Below are 18,735 nucleotides of genomic sequence, written 5' to 3'. Positions count from 1 at the left end.
GCGGACGCAGAGCGTCCAAAACAGCATTCCCACGCAGAGCGTGGGAACGATCAGACAGGGTGATGTGGTGCTTTAGAGAACCGGTGCGGCTGCAACGGCCTTCGGCTGGCGATACAGGTCCAGCAGCACCTGATCCAACACCGACGAGGCTCCCCAAGGCTTGGAGTCGTTGAGAATCGCCACCACCGCCCAGGTATTGCCATTGTTGTCGCGGCTGTAACCGGCAATGGCGCGCACGGTGTTCAAGGTGCCGGTCTTCACATGGGCTTCGCCGCGCAGGGCGGTGGTTTTCAGGCGTTTACGCATGGTGCCGTCGGTGCCGGCGATCGGCATCGAGCTGATGTACTCCGCCGCATAAGGGCTTTTCCACGCGGCTTGCAGCATGGCCGCCATCTCGCGGGCGCTGACCCGTTCGGCGCGGGACAGGCCGGAGCCGTTTTCCATCACCAGGTGCGGCGCGGTGATGCCTTTCTTGGCCAGCCACTGGCGCACTACGCGTTGCGCGGCCTTGGCATCGTCGCCATCGGCGTCGTTGCGAAACTGCGCACCCAGGCTCAGGAACAACTGCTGGGCCATGGTGTTGTTACTGTACTTGTTGATGTCGCGGATGATCTCCGCCAGGTCCGGCGAGAAGGCGCGGGCAAGTACCTTGGCATCCTTGGGCACCGGAGCCTGGATGTCACGGCCCTGGATGGTACCGCCCAATTCCTTCCAGATCGCCCGTACAGCACCTGCGGTGTAGGTGGCGTGGTCGAGCAGCGACAGGTAAGTCTGCGAGCTGCAGCCATCACCCAGTTGGCCGCTGACGGTCACGGTCACGCTGCCGTCGGCAGCGGTCACCGGGCTGTAGCGCACGTCACCGGTGCACTGCTTGGCGTTGGTGACTTTCACCTGGTTGTCGATGCGAATGCTGGCAATCGGCGGCTCGACCGATACGATCACCCGCCCCGAATCATTGCGGGTCACGAAGCGCAGGGCCTTGAGGTTGACCAGCAAGGCGTCGGGCTTGACCAGGAACGGCTTGTTCTCATCGTTGCCGTCGTCGTTGAACTCGGGCAATTGCGGCTGGTTGAAGAAATTGCGGTCTAGCACCAGGTCGCCAGTGACTTGCTGCACGCCATTGGCACGCAGGTCGCGCATCAGCAACCAGAGCTTTTCCATGTTCAGTTTGGGATCGCCGCCGCCCTTGAGGTACAGGTTGCCACGCAGCACGCCGCCGCTGAGGGTGCCATCGGTGTAGAACTCGGTCTTCCACTGATGGTTGGGGCCGAGCATTTCCAGGGCCGCATAAGTGGTGACCAGCTTCATGGTGGAAGCCGGGTTCACCGAGACGTCGGCGTTGAAGACCGTAGGGGTACCAGGGCCGTTCAGGGGCAGCATCACCAGGGACAGCGCGGTATTTTGCAGCTTGGCCTTCTGCAAGGCCTGCGCAACGCTGGGTGGCAGGGTGTTATTGACGGGAGCGGCGCAAACGGAAAAGGCCAGGGGCAAGACAACACTGGCAAGTAACACTGAGCGCAAAGATTTGATCATAAGAAATAAAACCCTACTGCTGAGGAGGGTGAAAAAGGCGAGGGGTATGGAAGAAAATCCCTCATTGGTCACGAAAGTGTCGGCATTATGCCCCAAGCTGGCGCCACGTGTAGCTGAACGATAGCTGCTAATCATGGTTTTTTTGCGCGCATTTGCCCGTCGGTCCCAGAGAGTCGGGCAATTGCCGCCTTAAACTGCTAAAGTGCCGCCCGTTAATACTTATGAGGATTGTTCCAATGGCGACTAACCGTTCCCAGCGTCTGCGCAAAAAACTGTGCGTTGATGAATTTCAAGAGCTGGGTTTCGAACTGAACCTGGACTTCAACGAAGGCCTGAGTGAAGAAGCTATCGACGCTTTCCTCGAAGCATTCATCAAAGAAGCCATGGAAGCCAATGGCCTGGGCTATGTCGGCGGCGATGACTACGGTCTGGTTTGCCTGCAAAAGCGTGGCTCGGTCTCCGAAGAGCAGCGTGCTGCCGTGGAAGCCTGGCTGAAAACCCGTTCCGAGCTGACCAAGGCTGAAGTCAGCCCGTTGCTGGACGTGTGGTATCCGGAAAAGCCGATCAACGCGGCTAAGTGATACTGAAAAAAACGGCGACCTGAGGGTCGCCGTTTTTTTATGCCTTGCGCCAATTCAGAATCAGCAGCGTCAACACCCCCGCCACAATCCCCCAGAACGCCGAACCGATGGAAAACAACGTCAAGCCTGACGCCGTGACCATAAAGGTGATCAGCGCCGCTTCCCGTTCCTTCGGCTCATTCATGGCGATGCTCAAGCCATTGATGATCGAGCCAAACAACGCCAACGCCGCAATCGACAGCACCAGTTCCTTGGGCAGGGCTGCGAACAATGCTGCCAGCGTGGCGCCGAATACCCCGGCAATCCCATAGAACACCCCACACCACACCGCAGCGGTGTAGCGCTTGTTGCGGTCTTCATGGGCGTGCGGCCCGGTGCAGATCGCGGCGCTGATCGCCGCCAGGTTGATGCCGTGGGAGCCGAACGGTGCCAGCACCAATGACGCCAGGCCAGTGGTAGTGATCAACGGCGACGCCGGCACGGTGTAGCCGTCGGCTCGCAGCACGGCTACGCCGGGCATGTTCTGCGAGGTCATGGCCACCACGAACAGCGGAATGCCGATGCTGATGGTCGCCGCCAACGAGAAGTGCGGCGTCGTCCAAACAGGCGTCGCCACCTCCAGATGAAAACCGCTGAAATCCAGCAGCCCCATCAGCCCTGACAAGGCGGTACCGATGAGCAAGGCGGCCAGCACGGCATAACGCGGCGACAGGCGCTTGATGATCAGGTAGGTGAAGAACATCCCCAGCACCAGCCCGGTACGATGCTGGGCGGCGACGAAAATCTCGCTGCCGATCTTGAACAGGATCCCCGCCAGCAACGCCGCCGCCAGTGACGCCGGAATCCGCTTGACCAGTTTCTCAAAGCTGCCGGTCAACCCGCAGAGCGTCACCAGTACCGCGCAGGTGATGTAGGCACCGATGGCCTCGCCATAGCTCACGCCGCCCAGGCTGGTGATCAGCAGCGCCGCGCCAGGGGTGGACCAGGCGATGGTGATCGGTGTGCGATAGCGCAGGGACAGGCCGATGCTGCACACCGCCATGCCGATGGAAATCGCCCAGATCCACGAAGAAATCTGCGCCGTGGTCAAGCCGGCGGCCTGGCCGGCCTGGAACATCAGCACCAGGGAGCTGGTGTAGCCGGTCATCATGGCGATAAAGCCGGCGACGACGGCCGACGCAGAAGTGTCGGCCAGTGGGCGCAAGGGCGCTTGGGTGGCGTCGGTCATGGAGAGGTGTTCCTTATTGCCGGGAATTTGCCGCTGGCGGCTCTGATTCAAGCCTAAACTCAAACGTAACGAGTCATTGCAATACAGCCGAGCCCGCAAACAGCCGTACAGTGTGTTGGCGCAGTGGGTTGTGTACAATGTGCGCTGTTTTTAGGTGATACTTGCCAGCGACACGCTGTTGCCGTATTACCGTTAATTCGCCGTTCTCAAACCCGAGTGCCCATGAACGAACAGTTGCAACCTCTCAAGAAACAACCGCGAGCCGGCAAGGCCGGTCGCAGCGGAACCCAGGACGATATCGTCTATGCGCATATCTTCGAGGCGATCCTTGAACAACGCCTGGCGCCCGGAACCAAATTGAGTGAAGAGGCACTGGGCGAGATCTTCGGCGTGAGCCGCACCATCATTCGCCGCGCGCTGTCGCGCCTGGCCCATGAAAGCGTGGTACTGCTGCGGCCCAATCGCGGTGCGGTGGTTGCCAGCCCAAGCGTCGAAGAAGCACGCCAGGTGTTCATGGCCCGGCGCCTGGTGGAGCGGGCGATCACAGAATTGGCGGTGCAGCACGCCACGGCCGAGCAGTTGGCCGAGTTGCGCCAGATGGTCAACGACGAGCGCGACAGCTTCTCGCGCGGTGACCGTGGCGCCGGTATCCGTCTCTCTGGCGAGTTCCACTTGAAGCTGGCCGAAGCCGCGAAGAACGCGCCGCTGATCAGCTTCCAGCGCAGCCTGGTGTCCCAGACCTCATTGATCATCGCCCAGTATGAAAGCGGCAACCGCTCGCACTGTTCCTACGATGAGCACACCCAGTTGATCGACGCGATCGAAGCCCGGGATGCGACGTTGGCGGTGAACTTGATGATGCATCACATGGATCACATCGACAGCAAGCTCAACCTCGATGAAGAGAGTGCGTCGGATGATTTGCATGCGGTGTTTTCGCACCTTTTGCAGACTAAAAAACCTGGGCGTTCGTCTGTAAAGTTGTAAATCCAATCAAATGTGGGAGCTGGCTTGTGTGGGAGCTGGCTTGCCTGCGATAGCATCACCGCGGTGTAACTGACATACCGCGGTGCCTGCATCGCTGCCAAGCCAGCTCCCACACAAGCCCCTCCCACATTGGTTTTGTGGGGGGCTCTGAGATCAGCGCTGGTGAACGAGCTGCCCGGCTGCATAGGTCTGCAACACCGTCCGATCATCCCCAAGCGTCATCAGCACAAACAACGTCTCGGCAATGTTATTGGCCTGTTTCAGGCGATAGCTCAGCAGCGGCGTGGCGTTGTAATCCAACACCAGGAAGTCTGCATCGGTGCCTGGTTGCAACGTGCCGATCTTGTCTTCCAGGCGCAGCGCTCGAGCGCCGCCCAGGGTGGCCAGGTACAGCGACTTGAACGGGCTCAGCCGCGCACCTTGCAGTTGCATGACCTTGTACGCTTCGTTCAGGGTTTGCAGCAGCGAGAAGCTGGTGCCGCCACCCACGTCGGTGCCCAGGCCCACGTTCAAGTTGTGTTTTTCGGCCATCGGCAGGTTGAACAGACCACTGCCGAGGAAGAAGTTCGACGTCGGGCAGAACGCGACTGCCGAGCCGGTCTCTGCCAGCCGTGCGCATTCGTCATCGCACAGGTGTACGCCGTGGGCAAACACCGAGCGCTCGCCGAGCAGCTTGTAGTGGTCGTAGACATCCAGGTAGCCGTTGCGCTCCGGGAACAGCTCATTGACCCACTCGATTTCCTGCTTGTTTTCGCTGATGTGGGTCTGCATGTACAAATCCGGGTATTCGCCCAGCAACTGACCGGCCAGCGTCAATTGCTCCGGCGTACTCGTAGGGGCGAAGCGTGGCGTCACCGCGTAATGCAGGCGCCCCTTGCCGTGCCAGCGTTCGATCAGCGCCTTGCTTTCCTGGTAGCCGGATTCGGCGGTGTCGGTCAGGTAATCAGGCGCGTTGCGGTCCATCATCACCTTGCCGGCAATCATGCGCAGGTCGAGTTTCTCGGCCGCTTCAAAGAATGCATTCACCGATTGTGGGTGCACGCTGCCGAACACCAGCGCTGTGGTGGTGCCGTTGCGCAGCAACTCCTTGATGAAAATATCCGCGACTTCTTCGGCGTGAGCCTTGTCGGCAAACTGGCTTTCACAAGGGAAGGTGTAGGTGTTGAGCCAGTCCAGCAGTTGCTCGCCATAGGCGCCGACCATCCCGGTCTGTGGCAGGTGGATATGGGTGTCGATCAAGCCAGGGGTAATCAGCGCGTCCTGGTAATGGGTGATGTCGATATCGGCGGGCAGGCTCGGCAGCAGGTCGCTGGTGTGACCAAGGGCGCTGATCTGGCCGTTGTCGATCACCAGCAGGCCGTCCTCGAAATATTCATAGGAGGCTTCGATCCCGACCACGGCAGGGTCGGCGATGCTGTGCAGGATGGCGGCACGGTAGGCTTTGCGAGTCAAAGGCATGATCGTCTCGATTTAGATAGCTTGGCTGCGGCGTGAAGCCGGCAGCAGTTTGGCAATAGGTTCGGCGCCGGCAAGGTGCTGGCCGAAATTGGCGTTATAGGTGGCAATGATTTCGCCGGCGATGGAGATGGCGATCTCCACCGGGAGCTTGCCCTTGACCTCGGGGAGGCCCATGGGGCAGCGCATGCGTTGCAATTGCGCGGCGTCAAAGCCGCGATCACGCAGGCGGTGTTCGAATTTGACCCGCTTGGTTTTCGAGCCAATCAGGCCGAAGTAGGCGAAGTCGTTGCGCTTGAGCAGGGCGGCAGTCAGTTCCAGGTCCAGCGCGTGGTTGTGGGTCATGACGATGCAGTAACTGCCTGCTGGCAAGTCGGCAATTTCGTCGACCGGCTCTTCGCTGACGATTTTACGCACGCCTTGGGGGATGTGCTGCGGGAATTCCTGCTCGCGGGAATCGATCCAGCGCACCCGGCAGGGCAGGCTTGCCAGCAATGGCACCAACGCACGGCCGACATGGCCGGCGCCAAACACGGCGATGTGCGCCTGCGCCTGGCCCATGGGCTCGAACAACAGCACGGTGACGCCACCGCAGCACTGGCCCAGGCTGGCGCCGAGGCTGAAGCGCTCCAGATGAGTGTTCTGCTGGCCGCGCACCAACATGTCTCGGGCGATCTGCATCGCCTTGTATTCCAGGTGCCCGCCGCCGATGGTGTCGAAGGTGTGCGCGGCGCTGATGACCATCTTGGAACCGGCGTTGCGCGGGGTTGAGCCGAGTTCCTCGATGATGGTGACGAGCACGCAGGGTTCGCCCTGGTTGTGCAGGGTGGCGAGGGCGCTGATCCAGTTGTCCATGTCTACCTCAACATTTCTGCTGTTAGTTCGGCCGCTATCGCAGGCAAGCCAGCTCCCACATTTGATCGGGTTAGCACCTCAAAATGTGGGAGCCGGGCTTGCCCGCGATGGCAGCGCCTGGGTCTAGAGCGAAGCCAATTCAGTGTCAGCCTCGACAGCTTTCGCCGCCCGCAACTGCCGCATCTGCTCACACCCCCACAACACCCGCTCGGGCGTGGCCGGCGCATCGATCCTGGGCTGTTGGCGATAGTCAGCCAAACTCGCCACTGCATCCTTGATCGCACACCACGACGCAATCCCCAGCATGAACGGCGGCTCGCCCACGGCCTTGGAATGGAACACCGTGTCCTCCGGGTTCTTGCGGTTCTCTACCAGCTTCACCCGCAGGTCCAGCGGCATGTCGGCCACTGCCGGGATCTTGTAGCTGGCCGGGCCGTTGGTCATCAGCTTGCCTTTGTTGTTCCACACCAGCTCTTCCATGGTCAGCCAGCCCATGCCCTGGATGAAGCCGCCTTCCACCTGGCCGATGTCGATGGCCGGGTTCAGCGAGGCGCCCACGTCATGCAGGATGTCGGTGCGCAGCATTTTGTATTCGCCGGTCAGGGTGTCGACGATCACTTCGCAGCAGGCCGCGCCGAACGCGTAGTAGTAGAACGGCCGCCCGCGTGACTGGCTGCGGTCGTAGAAGATTTTCGGGGTTTTGTAGAAACCTGTGCTGGAGAGCGATACCTGGGCGAAATACGCCTGCTGGATCAACGCCTCGAAGCTCAGGATCTGCTCGCGCACGCGCACATGGCCGTTGCGAAACTCTACGTCCGCCTCGCTTACGTCGTACTTGCGCGCCGCAAATTCCACCAGGCGCTGCTTGATGGTTTCGGCCGCATTCTGCGCGGCCTTGCCGTTCAGGTCGGCGCCGCTGGAGGCAGCGGTGGGCGAGGTGTTGGGTACCTTGTCGGTGTTGGTGGCGGTGATCTGGACGCGGTCGATTTCTACCTGGAATACCTCGGCCACGACTTGCGCGACCTTGGTATTCAAGCCCTGGCCCATCTCGGTGCCGCCGTGGTTCAGGTGGATGCTGCCATCGGTGTAGATATGGATCAGCGCGCCGGCCTGGTTGAGGAAACTGGCGGTGAACGAAATACCGAATTTCACCGGGGTCAGCGCCAGGCCTTTTTTCAGGATCGGGCTGTGGGCGTTGTACAGGCGGATCGCTTCGCGGCGCTCTGCGTATTGGCTGCTGGCCTCAAGCTCGGCGGTCATTTCTTCGAGCATGTTGTGCTCGACGGTCTGGTAGTAGTGGGTAACGTTGCGCTCGGTCTTGCCGTAGTAGTTGGCCTTGCGCACGGCCAGCGGGTCTTGGCCTAGATGGCGGGCGATGGCGTCCATCACCTCTTCGATGGCGACCATGCCCTGCGGGCCGCCGAAGCCGCGATAGGCCGTGTTGGAGGCGGTATTGGTCTTGCAGCGATGGCCGTTGACCGTGGCGTCGCCCAGGTAATACGAGTTGTCGGCGTGGAACATGGCGCGGTCGACAATCGAGTTGGACAGGTCCGGCGAACAACCGCAGTTACCCGCCAGTTCCAGGTTGATGCCGTGCAGTCGGCCGTTGTCGTCAAACCCTACGTCGTATTCGATATAGAAGGGGTGGCGCTTGCCGGTCATCAGCATGTCTTCGACCCGTGGCAGGCGCATCTTGGTCGGCTGGCCAGTGAGGCGCGCCACCACGGCGCACAGGCACGCCGGGCTGGCGGCCTGGGTTTCCTTGCCGCCAAAACCACCGCCCATGCGGCGCATGTCGACCACGATCTTGTTCATCGACACATCCAGCACTTCGGCCACCAGCTTCTGCACTTCGGTGGGGTTTTGCGTGGAGCAGTAGACGATCATGCCGCCGTCTTCGGTGGGCATCACCGAAGAGATCTGGGTTTCCAGATAAAAGTGTTCCTGGCCGCCGATATGCAAGGTGCCCTGTATGCGATGCTTGGCGCTTGCCAGCGCAGTGGCCGAGTCGCCGCGTTGGTGGGTGTGGCTGTCGAGCACGAAGTGCTTGTTGCGAAACGCCTCGACCACATCCAGCACTGGCTCCAGGTCTTCATATTCGATCACTGCCGCCATTGCCGCCTTGCGTGCGGTCTCCAGGTCGCGGGCGGCCACGGCCAGCACCACCTGGCCGACGAACTGAACGGTGTCGATGGCCAGCAGTGGGTCGCCGGGCATCAACGGGCCGATGTCTTTCAGGCCCGGTACGTCTTCATGGGTGATCGCAATGCGCACGCCGTCGAAGGCGTAGCAGGGCGCGGTGTCGATGCTGATGATCCGGGCGTGGGCGCGGTCCGACATGCGCGCATACAGGTGCAACTGGTTGGGAAATTCCAGGCGGTCGTCGATGTACTGTGCTTCACCGCTGACGTGTTTGGCAGCGCTGTCATGCTTGACGCTGCGCCCGACTCCGGTGGTGAGGTCCTGGGCAAACAGTGCGGCAAGTTCGGCCTGGGTTTTTACCACGGCGTGATGGTTAGACATAAGCGGTCACCCGAGTCTCGATGTGCGGCGTTTGCAGTTCGATGAAGTATTTGCGCAGCAGGTTCTGCGCGCTGAGCAGGCGGTATTCCTTGCTGGCGCGGAAGTCCGACAGTGGGGTGAAGTCGCCGGCCAGGGCGGTGCAGGCTTTTTCTACCGTGGCCGCATTCCAAGTGGCGCCTACCAGCGCAGCCTCGCAGCGGGTTGCGCGTTTTGGCGTGGCGGCCATGCCGCCGAACGCAACGCGCGCTTGGCTGACCACGCCGTTGTCGATCTTCAGGTTGAACGCTGCGCATACGGCGGAAATATCGTCGTCCAGGCGCTTGGACACCTTGTAGGCCCGGAACAGCGTGTGGCCCTTGGGCACGATGATGGTCTCGATGAACTCGCTGTCCTGGCGCGCGGTGACGCGGTAGTCGATGAAATAGTCTTCCAGCGCCAGGGTGCGGCGGGTGTTGCCCTTGCACAGTACGATCTGCGCGCCCAGGGCAATCAGCAGCGGCGGCGAGTCACCAATCGGCGAAGCGTTGCCGATATTGCCGCCCAGGGTGCCTTGGTTGCGAATTTGCAGGGAGGCGAAGCGTTGCAGCAGTTCGCCGAAGTCCGGGTATTCATGGTGCAGCGCGGCGTAGCAGTCGGAGAGGGCGGTGGCCGCGCCGATTTCCAGGCGGTCGTCGAACTGCTCGATGCGCTTCATGGCTTCAATGTTGCCGACGTAGATCATCACCGGCAGGGTGCGGTGGAACTGGGTGACTTCCAGCGCCAGGTCAGTGCCGCCGGCCAGCAGCCGGGCTTGTGGGTAGGCGTCATAGAGGTCGGCCAGGTCGGCAACGGTCAGTGGCACCAGGCAGCGCTTGTCACCACTGTTGAGTTCGCCGGTCTGGGTCGGCGCGATAGCCTTGAGGCGGGCGATGGTTTCAGCCTGGCGGCTGTCGAATTGATCCAGGGGCTTGTTGCAGCAGGCCTGTTCGGCGGCGGCGAGAATCGGGCGATAACCGGTGCAGCGGCACAGGTTGCCGGCCAGGGCTTCATGGGCTTTGTGGCTGTCGGGGGCGTCGCTGTTCTTTTGCAGGGCAAACAGCGACATCACGAAGCCCGGGGTGCAAAAGCCGCACTGTGAGCCATGGCACTCGACCATGGCCTGTTGCACGCTGTGCAGTTGACCCTTGTGCTTGAGGTCTTCAACGCTGATCAGTTGTTTGCCGTGCAGCGACGACACGAACGTCAGGCAGGAATTGAGGCTGCGGTAACGAATCTGCTCGGCGCCTTGCTCGTCGGTGTGCAGCTCGCCGACCACCACGGTGCACGCGCCACAGTCGCCGCTGGCGCAGCCTTCCTTGGTACCGGGTTTGCCCACATGCTCGCGCAGATAGTTGAGCACGGTCAGGTTGGGGTCCAGGGCGTGCTCGCTACGGAGTTCCTGGTTAAGTAAAAACTGGATCACGGAAGGCCTCGCAGACTCATTATTGTTGTTAACCGCTTTGCGCCGAATCTAGTCATGTCTGACTTTTCGGTCAATGGTTTTCTGACCTAAAGGTCAAGAAAATCCGGTCGCAACACTTTCAATTATGGTCCAGTCTTCTGGAACCGGCGTTTTTGGCGGCTTACAGGCTTCAACGTTGCTTATTTCATGCCAAATTCGCCACGGTGGGCGTAGCGCCATCAGCGGGCCAATGCGCTACACTGCCGCGCTTGTACTGATAGAAGATTTTGAAGGGAAAACATGACGTTCAAGGCGCCGGACAGTCTCGCCGAGCAAATTGCTCACCACCTCGCCGAACGTATCATTCGCGGCGATCTCAAGCCTGGGGAGCGGATCCAGGAACAGAAGGTCACGCTGGCGCTCAACGTCAGCCGTGGTTCCGTGCGCGAAGCTTTGCTGATCCTTGAGCGCCGCCATTTGATTGCGATCCTGCCGCGCCGTGGCGCTCACGTCACCGAACTTACCGCGCACAAGGTGCAGAGCCTGTGTACGTTGATGGGCGAGATGTACATCCTGCTCGGCAATGCGGTTGCCGAAGGCTGGCAGACCCAGGCCGACATGGCGCCGTTTCTGCAGATCCAGCAACGCCTTCAATTGAGCCTGGAGCGTGAGGACATCCGCGCTTTCGTCGAAGAAAGCTTCAGCGTGATGCGCGCCGCGTACCCCTTCGCCAACAACCCTTATTTGCAGGAAACCGTCGAAAACCTGCAGCCGGCGATGAACCGCGCTTATTACCTGGCCCTGGATCAGCGCAAGGCGTCCATGAGCGAGTTCCTGGCGCTGTTCGAGCAATTGCTCGCCGCAGTACTGGCCCGTGACCTGGTGCAGATTCGCCTGGTGCTCACAGCCTATTGCCAGCGCAGCAGTTCGCTGGTCATCGCAGCCTTGGCGGACGCCTAAGCGTGCGGCTCAAGTGCATCAAGTTGGCGGGGTTCAAATCCTTCGTCGACCCCACCACCGTCAACTTCCCCAGCAACATGGCGGCGGTGGTGGGGCCCAATGGCTGCGGCAAGTCGAACATCATCGACGCCGTGCGATGGGTGATGGGCGAGAGCTCGGCGAAAAACCTGCGCGGCGAGTCGATGACCGACGTCATTTTCAACGGCTCCACCAGCCGCAAGCCGGTGAGCCAGGCCAGTATCGAACTGGTATTCGATAACTCCGACGGCACCCTGATCGGCGAATACGCCGCCTACGCGGAAATTTCCATCCGTCGTAAAGTCACCCGCGACAGCCAGAACAGCTACTTCCTCAACGGCACCAAGTGTCGCCGTCGCGATATCACCGATATTTTCCTCGGCACCGGCCTGGGCCCGCGCAGCTATTCGATCATCGAGCAGGGCATGATCTCCAAGCTGATCGAAGCCAAGCCCGAAGACCTGCGTAACTTTATCGAAGAAGCGGCCGGCATCTCCAAGTACAAGGAGCGCCGTCGCGAGACTGAAAACCGTATCCGTCGCACCCACGAAAACCTCGCCCGCCTGACCGACCTGCGCGAAGAGCTGGAGCGCCAGCTCGAACGCCTGCACCGCCAGGCGCAGGCCGCCGAGAAGTATCAGGAATACAAGGGCGAAGAGCGCCAGCTCAAGGCGCAACTGTCGGCCCTGCGCTGGCAGGCCTTGAATGACCAGGTGGGCCAGCGCGAAGCGATTATTGGCACCCAGGAAGTCAGCTTTGAAGCGCTGGTGGCCGAGCAGCGCAATGCCGACGCCAGCATTGAGCGCCTGCGTGACGGTCACCATGAGTTGTCCGAACGCTTCAATCTGGTGCAAGGCCGCTTCTATTCGGTGGGCGGTGACATTGCCCGGGTCGAGCAGAGTATCCAGCACGGCCAGCAGCGTTTGCGCCAGTTGCAGGATGACTTGAAGGAAGCCGAACGCGCACGCCTGGAAACCGAATCGCACCTGGGCCATGACCGTACCTTGCTGCTGACCTTGGGCGAAGAGCTGGACATGCTCACCCCCGAGCAGGAAATCACCAGCGCCGCCGCCGAAGAGGCCGCCGCCGCCCTGGAAGAATCCGAAGCCACCATGCACGGCTGGCAGGAGCAGTGGGACGCCTTCAACCTGCGATCCGCCGAGCCACGCCGCCAGGCCGAGGTGCAGCAGTCGCGCATCCAGCAGCTGGAAACCAGCATGGAACGCCTGGCCGAGCGCCAGCGCCGGCTGCAGGAAGAGCGCGTACTGCTCGCCGCCGACCCGGAAGACGCGGCGATCATGGCGCTGAGCGAACAACTGGCCGAAAGCGAAATGACCCTGGAAGAGCTGGAGGCCAGCGAAGAGCAGCAAGTGGAGCGCCTGGAGCAACTGCGTCAGCAATTGCACACCGCGACCCAGGCGCAGCAGCAAGCCCAGGGCGACTTGCAGCGGCTCAATGGTCGGTTGGCTTCGCTGGAGGCCTTGCAGCAAGCCGCGCTCGACCCCGGTACCGGCACCGCCGAATGGCTGCGCGACCAGCATTTGGCCGAACGCCCCCGCCTGGCCGAAGGCTTGAAAGTCGAAGCCGGCTGGGAATTGGCGGTGGAAACCGTGCTGGGCGCCGATCTGCAAGCGGTGCTGGTGGATGATTTCGGCGGCTTCGACCTGGCCGGGTTTGCCCAGGGCGATTTGCGCCTGCTCAGCCCGGCGCCCGAGGGTGCGCGGGTGCCGGGTAGTTTGCTGGACAAGGTCGAGGCGGCGATGGATCTGTCGCCTTGGCTGGGCCAGGTCAGGCCGGTGGAGTCTCTGGAGCAAGCCTTGGCCCAACGCGGCCAATTGGCGGCCGGCGAAAGCTTGATCAGCCGCGATGGTTATTGGGTCGGCCGCCACTTCCTGCGCGTGCGCCGCGCCAGTGAGGCGGAAAGTGGCGTATTGGCCCGTGGCCAGGAAATCGTCAACCTGAGCGCTGAGCGTGAAGAACGCGAAGCCACACTGGAAAGCCTGGAAACCGAACTGCAAACCCTGCGTGCTACCCAGCGTCAGCAGGAAACCGGCCGCGAACACCTGCGTCGGCTGTTGCAGGACGAAGCGCGCCAGCAAGGCGAATTGAAAGCCCAGTTGTCTGCGAGCAGGGCCAAGGTGGAGCAATTGACCCTGCGCCGCACCCGTCTTGACGAAGAAGTGGCCGAGATGGGCGAACAGCGCGCCCTGGAACACGAACAGATCGGTGAAGCGCGCCTGCACTTGCAGGAAGCCCTCGACAGCATGGCCCTGGACACCGAACAGCGCGAGTTGCTGCTGGCCCAGCGCGACAGCCTGCGTGAGCGCCTTGACCGCGTGCGCCAGGAAGCCCGGCAGCACAAGGACCACGCCCATCAGTTGGCCGTACGCTTGGGCTCGTTGCGCGCCCAGCATGATTCCACGCGCCAGGCCCTTGAGCGCCTGGAGATGCAGTCCGAACGCCTGACCGAAAAGCGCGAGCAACTGAGCCTCAACCTGGAGGAGGGCGAGGCGCCGCTGGAAGAGCTGCGCCTCAAGCTTGAGGAATTGCTCGATAAGCGCATGACCGTCGACGTCGAACTCAAGACCGCACAGATCGCCCTGGAAGACGCAGACCGCGAACTGCGCGACGCCGAAAAGCGTCGCACCATGGCCGAGCAGCAATCCCAGTTGATCCGCGGCCAGCTCGAACAACAGCGTATGGAATGGCAAGCCCTCACCGTGCGCCGCAAGACCTTGCAAGACCAATTGCTGGAAGACGGCTATGACCTGCACGGCGTGCTCAACACCCTGACCGCCCAGGCCAACGAGAAAGACGCCGAAGAAGAACTTGAACGGATTGCCGCACGTATTCAACGCCTGGGCGCGATCAACCTCGCCGCTATCGATGAGTACCAGCAGCAGTCCGAGCGTAAACGTTATCTGGATGCCCAGGACGCTGATCTGGTTGAAGCCCTGGACACCCTGGAAAACGTGATCCGCAAGATCGACAAGGAAACCCGCAACCGCTTTAAAGATACCTTTGATCAGATTAATGGCGGTTTACAGGCGTTATTCCCAAAAGTTTTCGGTGGTGGCAGCGCCTACTTGGAACTGACGGGCGAAGATCTACTCGATACAGGGGTAACGATCATGGCGCGGCCTCCGGGCAAGAAGAACAGCACCATCCATTTGTTGTCCGGCGGCGAGAAAGCCCTGACCGCATTGGCCCTGGTATTTGCCATCTTCAAGTTGAACCCGGCGCCGTTCTGCATGCTCGACGAGGTTGACGCGCCGCTGGATGACGCTAACGTTGGACGCTACGCTCGGTTGGTCAAAGAGATGTCCCAGACGGTGCAGTTCATCTATATCACCCACAACAAGATCGCCATGGAAATGGCCGACCAGTTGATGGGGGTGACGATGCATGAGCCGGGCTGTTCGCGATTGGTCGCGGTGGATGTGGAAGAGGCGATGGCGATGGTGGAATCCTGAACCACGCCGGGAGAGAGAATTTACAGCACGCTGTAGCGCGATTTACCGGTCTGGGGAAAGTGGCAAATGGACATATTTGTTCAAGGCATTTTGACAGACGGTGTAAAGTTATCTTTGGTCGTGCTAGTTTAATGTCAATTTTTCGTGTGCGTGGGCAAAACGTCAGTCAGAACATAGAGTTGGCGCCACGTTTTAAAGCGGTTTGCACGGTGCTAAACCCCTTATTTTTCAGCATTTTTTATTAGAGGCACGGGATTACATGGAAATCGGTCTGCGCGAGTGGCTGATCGTCATCGGCATCATTGTCATTGCCGGTATTCTTTTCGATGGCTGGCGCCGTATGCGCGGTGGCAAGGGCAAGCTCAAGTTCCGTCTGGACCGAAACCTGTCCAACTTGCCTGACGACGACGGCGCCGCCGAGCTGCTTGGGCCGCCCCGTGTGCTGGATACCCATAAAGAGCCGCAACTGGACGAGCACGACCTGCCGTCGATGAGCGCCCCGCTGCGTGAAGCCCGCGAACCGTCCTCCAAGCGCGGCAAGCGTGGTGGCGCGGCGGTTGCCGAGCCACACCAGGGCGACCTGAACCTCGACGTTGACGACGGCCCGAGCTTCAGCAGCCGTGATGATGATTTCCCGGACGAGACCGCGACCAAAAGCGCGTCGCGCCAATCGGTGAACGATCAGCCGGCTGCCGAAGAAGTGCTGGTCATCAGCGTGATCTGCCGCGACGCCGGCGGTTTCAAAGGCCCGGCACTCTTGCAGAACATCCTCGAAAGCGGCCTGCGTTTTGGCGAGATGGATATCTTCCATCGTCACGAAAGCATGGCCGGTAACGGCGAAGTGCTGTTCTCCATGGCCAACGCGGTCAAGCCGGGCACGTTCGATCTCGACGATATCGACCTGTTCAGCACCCCGGCGGTGAGTTTCTTCCTTGGTCTGCCAGGCCCGCGTCACCCCAAACAAGCGTTCGACGTGATGGTGGCCGCCGCCCGCAAGCTGTCCCAGGAACTCAACGGCGAGCTCAAGGACGACCAACGCAGCGTGCTCACCGCCCAGACCATCGAACACTACCGTCAGCGCATCGTCGAGTTCGAGCGTCGCGCCCTGACACAGAAACGCTGAGGAACGATCTTAAGCGTTGTCTGTAGAATCCGTGCACTAACATATTGAGCAGCTTCGGCTGCTCTTTTGCTTTATGAGAGAACACCCATGACCGCCGCCCATACCCGCATCCTCGAACTGCGCGCTGAACTGGATCAGCATAACTACCGCTACCACGTCCTCGACGAGCCGAGCATCCCGGACGCCGAATACGACCGCCTGTTCCACGAGCTCAAAGCTCTGGAGGCCGAGCACCCAGAACTGGTGACGCGTGATTCGCCGACGCAGCGGGTCGGCAGTGCGGCATTGTCGGCGTTCACCCAGGTCAAGCACGAGATCCCGATGCTCAGCCTGGGCAACGCCTTCGATGAAACCACCATGCTGGAGTTTGATCGCCGGGTCACCGAGGGCCTTGACCTGCCGGTGGGCGATCTGTTTGGCGCTGGCGCGGCGGTGGAATACAGCTGCGAGCCGAAGCTGGATGGCCTGGCGGTCAGCCTGTTGTACCAGGATGGCGAGCTGGTGCGCGGTGCCACCCGGGGCGACGGCACCACGGGCGAGGACATCAGCGTCAACGTGCGCACCGTGCGCAATATCCCTCTGAAACTGCACGGCGCGGGCTGGCCAGCCACCCTGGAAGTGCGCGGTGAAGTGTTCATGTCCAAGGCCGGTTTCGAGCGGTTGAACGCCTCGCAACTGGAAGTGGGTGGCAAGACCTTCGCCAACCCGCGCAACGCCGCGGCGGGCAGCCTGCGCCAACTGGATTCGAAGATCACCGCCAGTCGCCCGCTGGAGTTCTGCTGCTATGGCATCGGCCAGGTGACCGCGGATATCAGCGACACCCATATCGGCAACCTCAAGCAGTTGCAGAAGTGGGGCATGCCGATCAGCCACGAGTTGAAGCTGGCCAAGGGCATTCAGGAATGCCTGGACTACTACCGCGACATCGGCGAGCGCCGCAATGCGCTGGGCTATGAAATCGACGGCGTGGTGTTCAAGGTCAACAGCATTGCCTACCAGCGTGAACTGGGCTTCCGTGCCCGCGAGCCGCGCTGGGCGATCGCGCACAAATTCCCGGCCATGGAAGAACTCACCGAGCTGCTCGACGTGGAATTCCAGGTCGGCCGTACCGGTGCGGTCACGCCGGTGGCGCGCCTCAAGCCGGTCAAGGTGGCCGGTGTGACCGTGTCCAATGCCACCCTGCACAACATGGACGAAGTGGCACGCTTGGGGCTGATGATCGGTGACACCGTGATCATCCGCCGCGCCGGTGATGTGATTCCGCAGGTGGTCTCGGTGGTCACCGAACGCCGCCCGGAAAACGCCCGCGCTGTGCAGATCCCGCAAAATTGCCCGGTGTGCGGTTCCCATGTGGAGCGCACGCAGTTGGTCAAGCGCAGTAAGGGCAAGGAAACCGTCAGCGAAGGCGCGGTGTACCGTTGCGTCGGGCGTCTGGCCTGCGGTGCGCAACTCAAGCAGGCCATCATTCATTTCGTCTCGCGCCGGGCCATGGACATCGACGGCCTGGGCGACAAGACCATCGAGCAACTGGTGGATGAACAGCTCATCGGCTCGCCGGCCGATCTCTATAAGCTCAAATACGAACAGATCATCGACCTGGAAGGCTTTGCCGATATCTCCAGCAAGAAGCTGATCAGCGCCATCGAAAACAGCAAGACCCCGACCCTGGCACGCTTTATCTACGCCTTGGGCATTCCCGATGTGGGCGAGGAGACGGCCAAGGTGCTGGCGCGCTCGCTGGCGTCCCTGGAGCGTGTTCAAAAGGCGTTGCCAGAGGTGCTGACGTACTTGCCGGATGTAGGGCTGGAAGTGGCCCATGAGATCCATAGCTTCTTTGAAGACGGGCACAACCAGCAGGTGATTGGCGCGCTGTTGTCGCCAGACGAATGCGGCCTGCAATTGCAGGAGCAGGGCGAACTCAGCGCGGAATTCGCCGCCAGCACCACCTTGGGCGGTTTGCTCGACAAACTGCACGTGCCGTCGGTAGGGCCAGGTGCTGCGCAGAAGCTCGCGGACAAGTTCGGTTCGCTGGAGGGCATCATCAAGGCTGACTGGCTCGACATGCGCCAGGCGCTGCCCGAGAAGCAAGCCAAGGCTGTACGGGAGTTTTTCGACAATGCCGACAACGCCAACCATGCCCTGGCCATCGAGCAGCAGCTCAAGGACTTCGGCATGCACTGGCAGAGCGAGAAAAAGGTCGTTGAAGGCTTGCCCGAAGCCGGGCACACCTGGGTACTCACCGGCTCCCTGGAGTTGATGAGCCGCGATGTGGCCAAGGACAAGCTCGAAAGCCTGGGGGCCAAGGTGGCCGGTTCCGTTTCGGCGAAAACCCACTGTGTGGTGGCGGGACCCGGCGCCGGCTCGAAACTGGCCAAGGCCAATGAGCTGAGCCTGAAAGTACTGGACGAAGAGGCCTTCGTCGCCTTCCTGGCCAAGCACAACATCACCGTCTGATTGATCGTCCCCACGCTCCGCGTGGGAACGCATCCTGTGACGCTCCGCGTCACGGCCTTCGCGCAGACGCAGAGCGTCCAAGGCGGCATTCCCACGCGGAGCGTGGGAACGTTCTCTCCCGAGAA

The 18,735-nt window shown here is 61.2% G+C and carries 12 protein-coding genes; 6 read left to right on the top strand and 6 right to left on the bottom strand.

Features of this window, described 5'->3' with window-relative positions; genetic code table 11:
• Window positions 1-72: 72 nt before the first annotated feature.
• Window positions 73-1,533, bottom strand: coding sequence for a D-alanyl-D-alanine carboxypeptidase/D-alanyl-D-alanine-endopeptidase (dacB, locus tag AB4P90_RS21230; RefSeq protein WP_014719471.1), 1,461 nt, complete (start codon window positions 1,531-1,533; stop codon window positions 73-75).
• 236 nt (window positions 1,534-1,769) lie between these two features.
• On the opposite strand from dacB, the gene AB4P90_RS21225 reads away from it, so the two are divergent.
• On the top strand, window positions 1,770-2,114 hold the full coding sequence (locus tag AB4P90_RS21225; protein WP_003193255.1) for a YggL family protein: 345 nt from the start codon (window positions 1,770-1,772) through the stop codon (window positions 2,112-2,114).
• 37 nt (window positions 2,115-2,151) lie between these two features.
• On the opposite strand, the gene AB4P90_RS21220 is transcribed toward AB4P90_RS21225, so the two are convergent.
• The gene (locus tag AB4P90_RS21220) at window positions 2,152-3,342 is read right to left on the bottom strand and encodes a benzoate/H(+) symporter BenE family transporter (protein WP_019820510.1); all 1,191 of its coding nucleotides are present in this window, start codon (window positions 3,340-3,342) and stop codon (window positions 2,152-2,154) included.
• A 222-nt stretch (window positions 3,343-3,564) separates the two neighbouring features.
• Here AB4P90_RS21220 and AB4P90_RS21215 point away from each other — a divergent pair, with 222 nt between their 5' ends.
• Window positions 3,565-4,329 (top strand): GntR family transcriptional regulator, encoded by a 765-nt coding sequence (locus AB4P90_RS21215; RefSeq protein WP_014719469.1) that lies wholly within the window; start codon window positions 3,565-3,567, stop codon window positions 4,327-4,329.
• Window positions 4,330-4,482: 153 nt separating this feature from the next.
• On the opposite strand, the gene guaD is transcribed toward AB4P90_RS21215, so the two are convergent.
• From guaD to xdhA, 4 genes are all read right to left on the bottom strand, one after another.
• Window positions 4,483-5,787 (bottom strand): guanine deaminase, encoded by a 1,305-nt coding sequence (gene guaD / locus AB4P90_RS21210; RefSeq protein ID WP_395605354.1) that lies wholly within the window; start codon window positions 5,785-5,787, stop codon window positions 4,483-4,485.
• A 12-nt stretch (window positions 5,788-5,799) separates the two neighbouring features.
• Window positions 5,800-6,639: a xanthine dehydrogenase accessory protein XdhC gene (gene xdhC / locus AB4P90_RS21205; RefSeq protein WP_014719467.1), complete on the bottom strand. Its 840-nt coding sequence runs from the start codon at window positions 6,637-6,639 to the stop codon at window positions 5,800-5,802.
• A gap of 123 nt (window positions 6,640-6,762) precedes the next feature.
• Window positions 6,763-9,162, bottom strand: coding sequence for a xanthine dehydrogenase molybdopterin binding subunit (gene xdhB / locus AB4P90_RS21200; RefSeq protein WP_105227769.1), 2,400 nt, complete (start codon window positions 9,160-9,162; stop codon window positions 6,763-6,765).
• A complete protein-coding gene (gene xdhA, locus AB4P90_RS21195; protein WP_275967917.1) occupies window positions 9,155-10,603 on the bottom strand; it encodes a xanthine dehydrogenase small subunit in 1,449 nt (482 codons plus the stop codon). The genes xdhB and xdhA overlap by 8 nt, the downstream gene beginning before the upstream one ends.
• A gap of 279 nt (window positions 10,604-10,882) precedes the next feature.
• Between xdhA and AB4P90_RS21190 the strand changes: the two genes are divergently transcribed.
• The 4 genes from AB4P90_RS21190 (at window position 10,883) to ligA (ending at window position 18,610) form a co-directional block, all read left to right on the top strand.
• On the top strand, window positions 10,883-11,542 hold the full coding sequence (locus AB4P90_RS21190; protein ID WP_014719464.1) for a GntR family transcriptional regulator: 660 nt from the start codon (window positions 10,883-10,885) through the stop codon (window positions 11,540-11,542).
• Between the two features lie 2 nt (window positions 11,543-11,544).
• Window positions 11,545-15,033 (top strand): chromosome segregation protein SMC, encoded by a 3,489-nt coding sequence (smc, locus tag AB4P90_RS21185; RefSeq protein WP_032903102.1) that lies wholly within the window; start codon window positions 11,545-11,547, stop codon window positions 15,031-15,033.
• A gap of 259 nt (window positions 15,034-15,292) precedes the next feature.
• On the top strand, window positions 15,293-16,156 hold the full coding sequence (gene zipA, locus AB4P90_RS21180; RefSeq protein ID WP_014719462.1) for a cell division protein ZipA: 864 nt from the start codon (window positions 15,293-15,295) through the stop codon (window positions 16,154-16,156).
• Window positions 16,157-16,243: 87 nt separating this feature from the next.
• Window positions 16,244-18,610: an NAD-dependent DNA ligase LigA gene (ligA, locus tag AB4P90_RS21175; RefSeq protein ID WP_395605353.1), complete on the top strand. Its 2,367-nt coding sequence runs from the start codon at window positions 16,244-16,246 to the stop codon at window positions 18,608-18,610.
• Window positions 18,611-18,735 lie beyond the last annotated feature (125 nt).

It is taken from the genome of Pseudomonas sp. B16120 (genome assembly GCF_044218845.1).
Lineage (GTDB): Bacteria > Pseudomonadota > Gammaproteobacteria > Pseudomonadales > Pseudomonadaceae > Aquipseudomonas > Aquipseudomonas paracarnis.
The sequence above is the reverse complement of the archived record's forward strand: the minus strand, read 5'-3'. Positions and strand labels throughout refer to the sequence as shown.

Bases quoted from the DNA above. Each gene is read 5' to 3' on its own strand.
- AB4P90_RS21225 (WP_003193255.1), top strand. From the start codon at position 1,770: ATGGCGACTAACCGTTCCCAGCGTCTGCGCAAAAAACTGTGCGTTGAT.
- xdhC (WP_014719467.1), bottom strand. From the start codon at position 6,639: ATGGACAACTGGATCAGCGCCCTCGCCACCCTGCACAACCAGGGCGAA.
- ligA (WP_395605353.1), top strand. From the start codon at position 16,244: ATGACCGCCGCCCATACCCGCATCCTCGAACTGCGCGCTGAACTGGAT.
- guaD (WP_395605354.1), bottom strand. From the start codon at position 5,787: ATGCCTTTGACTCGCAAAGCCTACCGTGCCGCCATCCTGCACAGCATC.
- AB4P90_RS21220 (WP_019820510.1), bottom strand. From the start codon at position 3,342: ATGACCGACGCCACCCAAGCGCCCTTGCGCCCACTGGCCGACACTTCT.
- xdhB (WP_105227769.1), bottom strand. From the start codon at position 9,162: ATGTCTAACCATCACGCCGTGGTAAAAACCCAGGCCGAACTTGCCGCA.
- dacB (WP_014719471.1), bottom strand. From the start codon at position 1,533: ATGATCAAATCTTTGCGCTCAGTGTTACTTGCCAGTGTTGTCTTGCCC.
- AB4P90_RS21190 (WP_014719464.1), top strand. From the start codon at position 10,883: ATGACGTTCAAGGCGCCGGACAGTCTCGCCGAGCAAATTGCTCACCAC.
- AB4P90_RS21215 (WP_014719469.1), top strand. From the start codon at position 3,565: ATGAACGAACAGTTGCAACCTCTCAAGAAACAACCGCGAGCCGGCAAG.
- zipA (WP_014719462.1), top strand. From the start codon at position 15,293: ATGGAAATCGGTCTGCGCGAGTGGCTGATCGTCATCGGCATCATTGTC.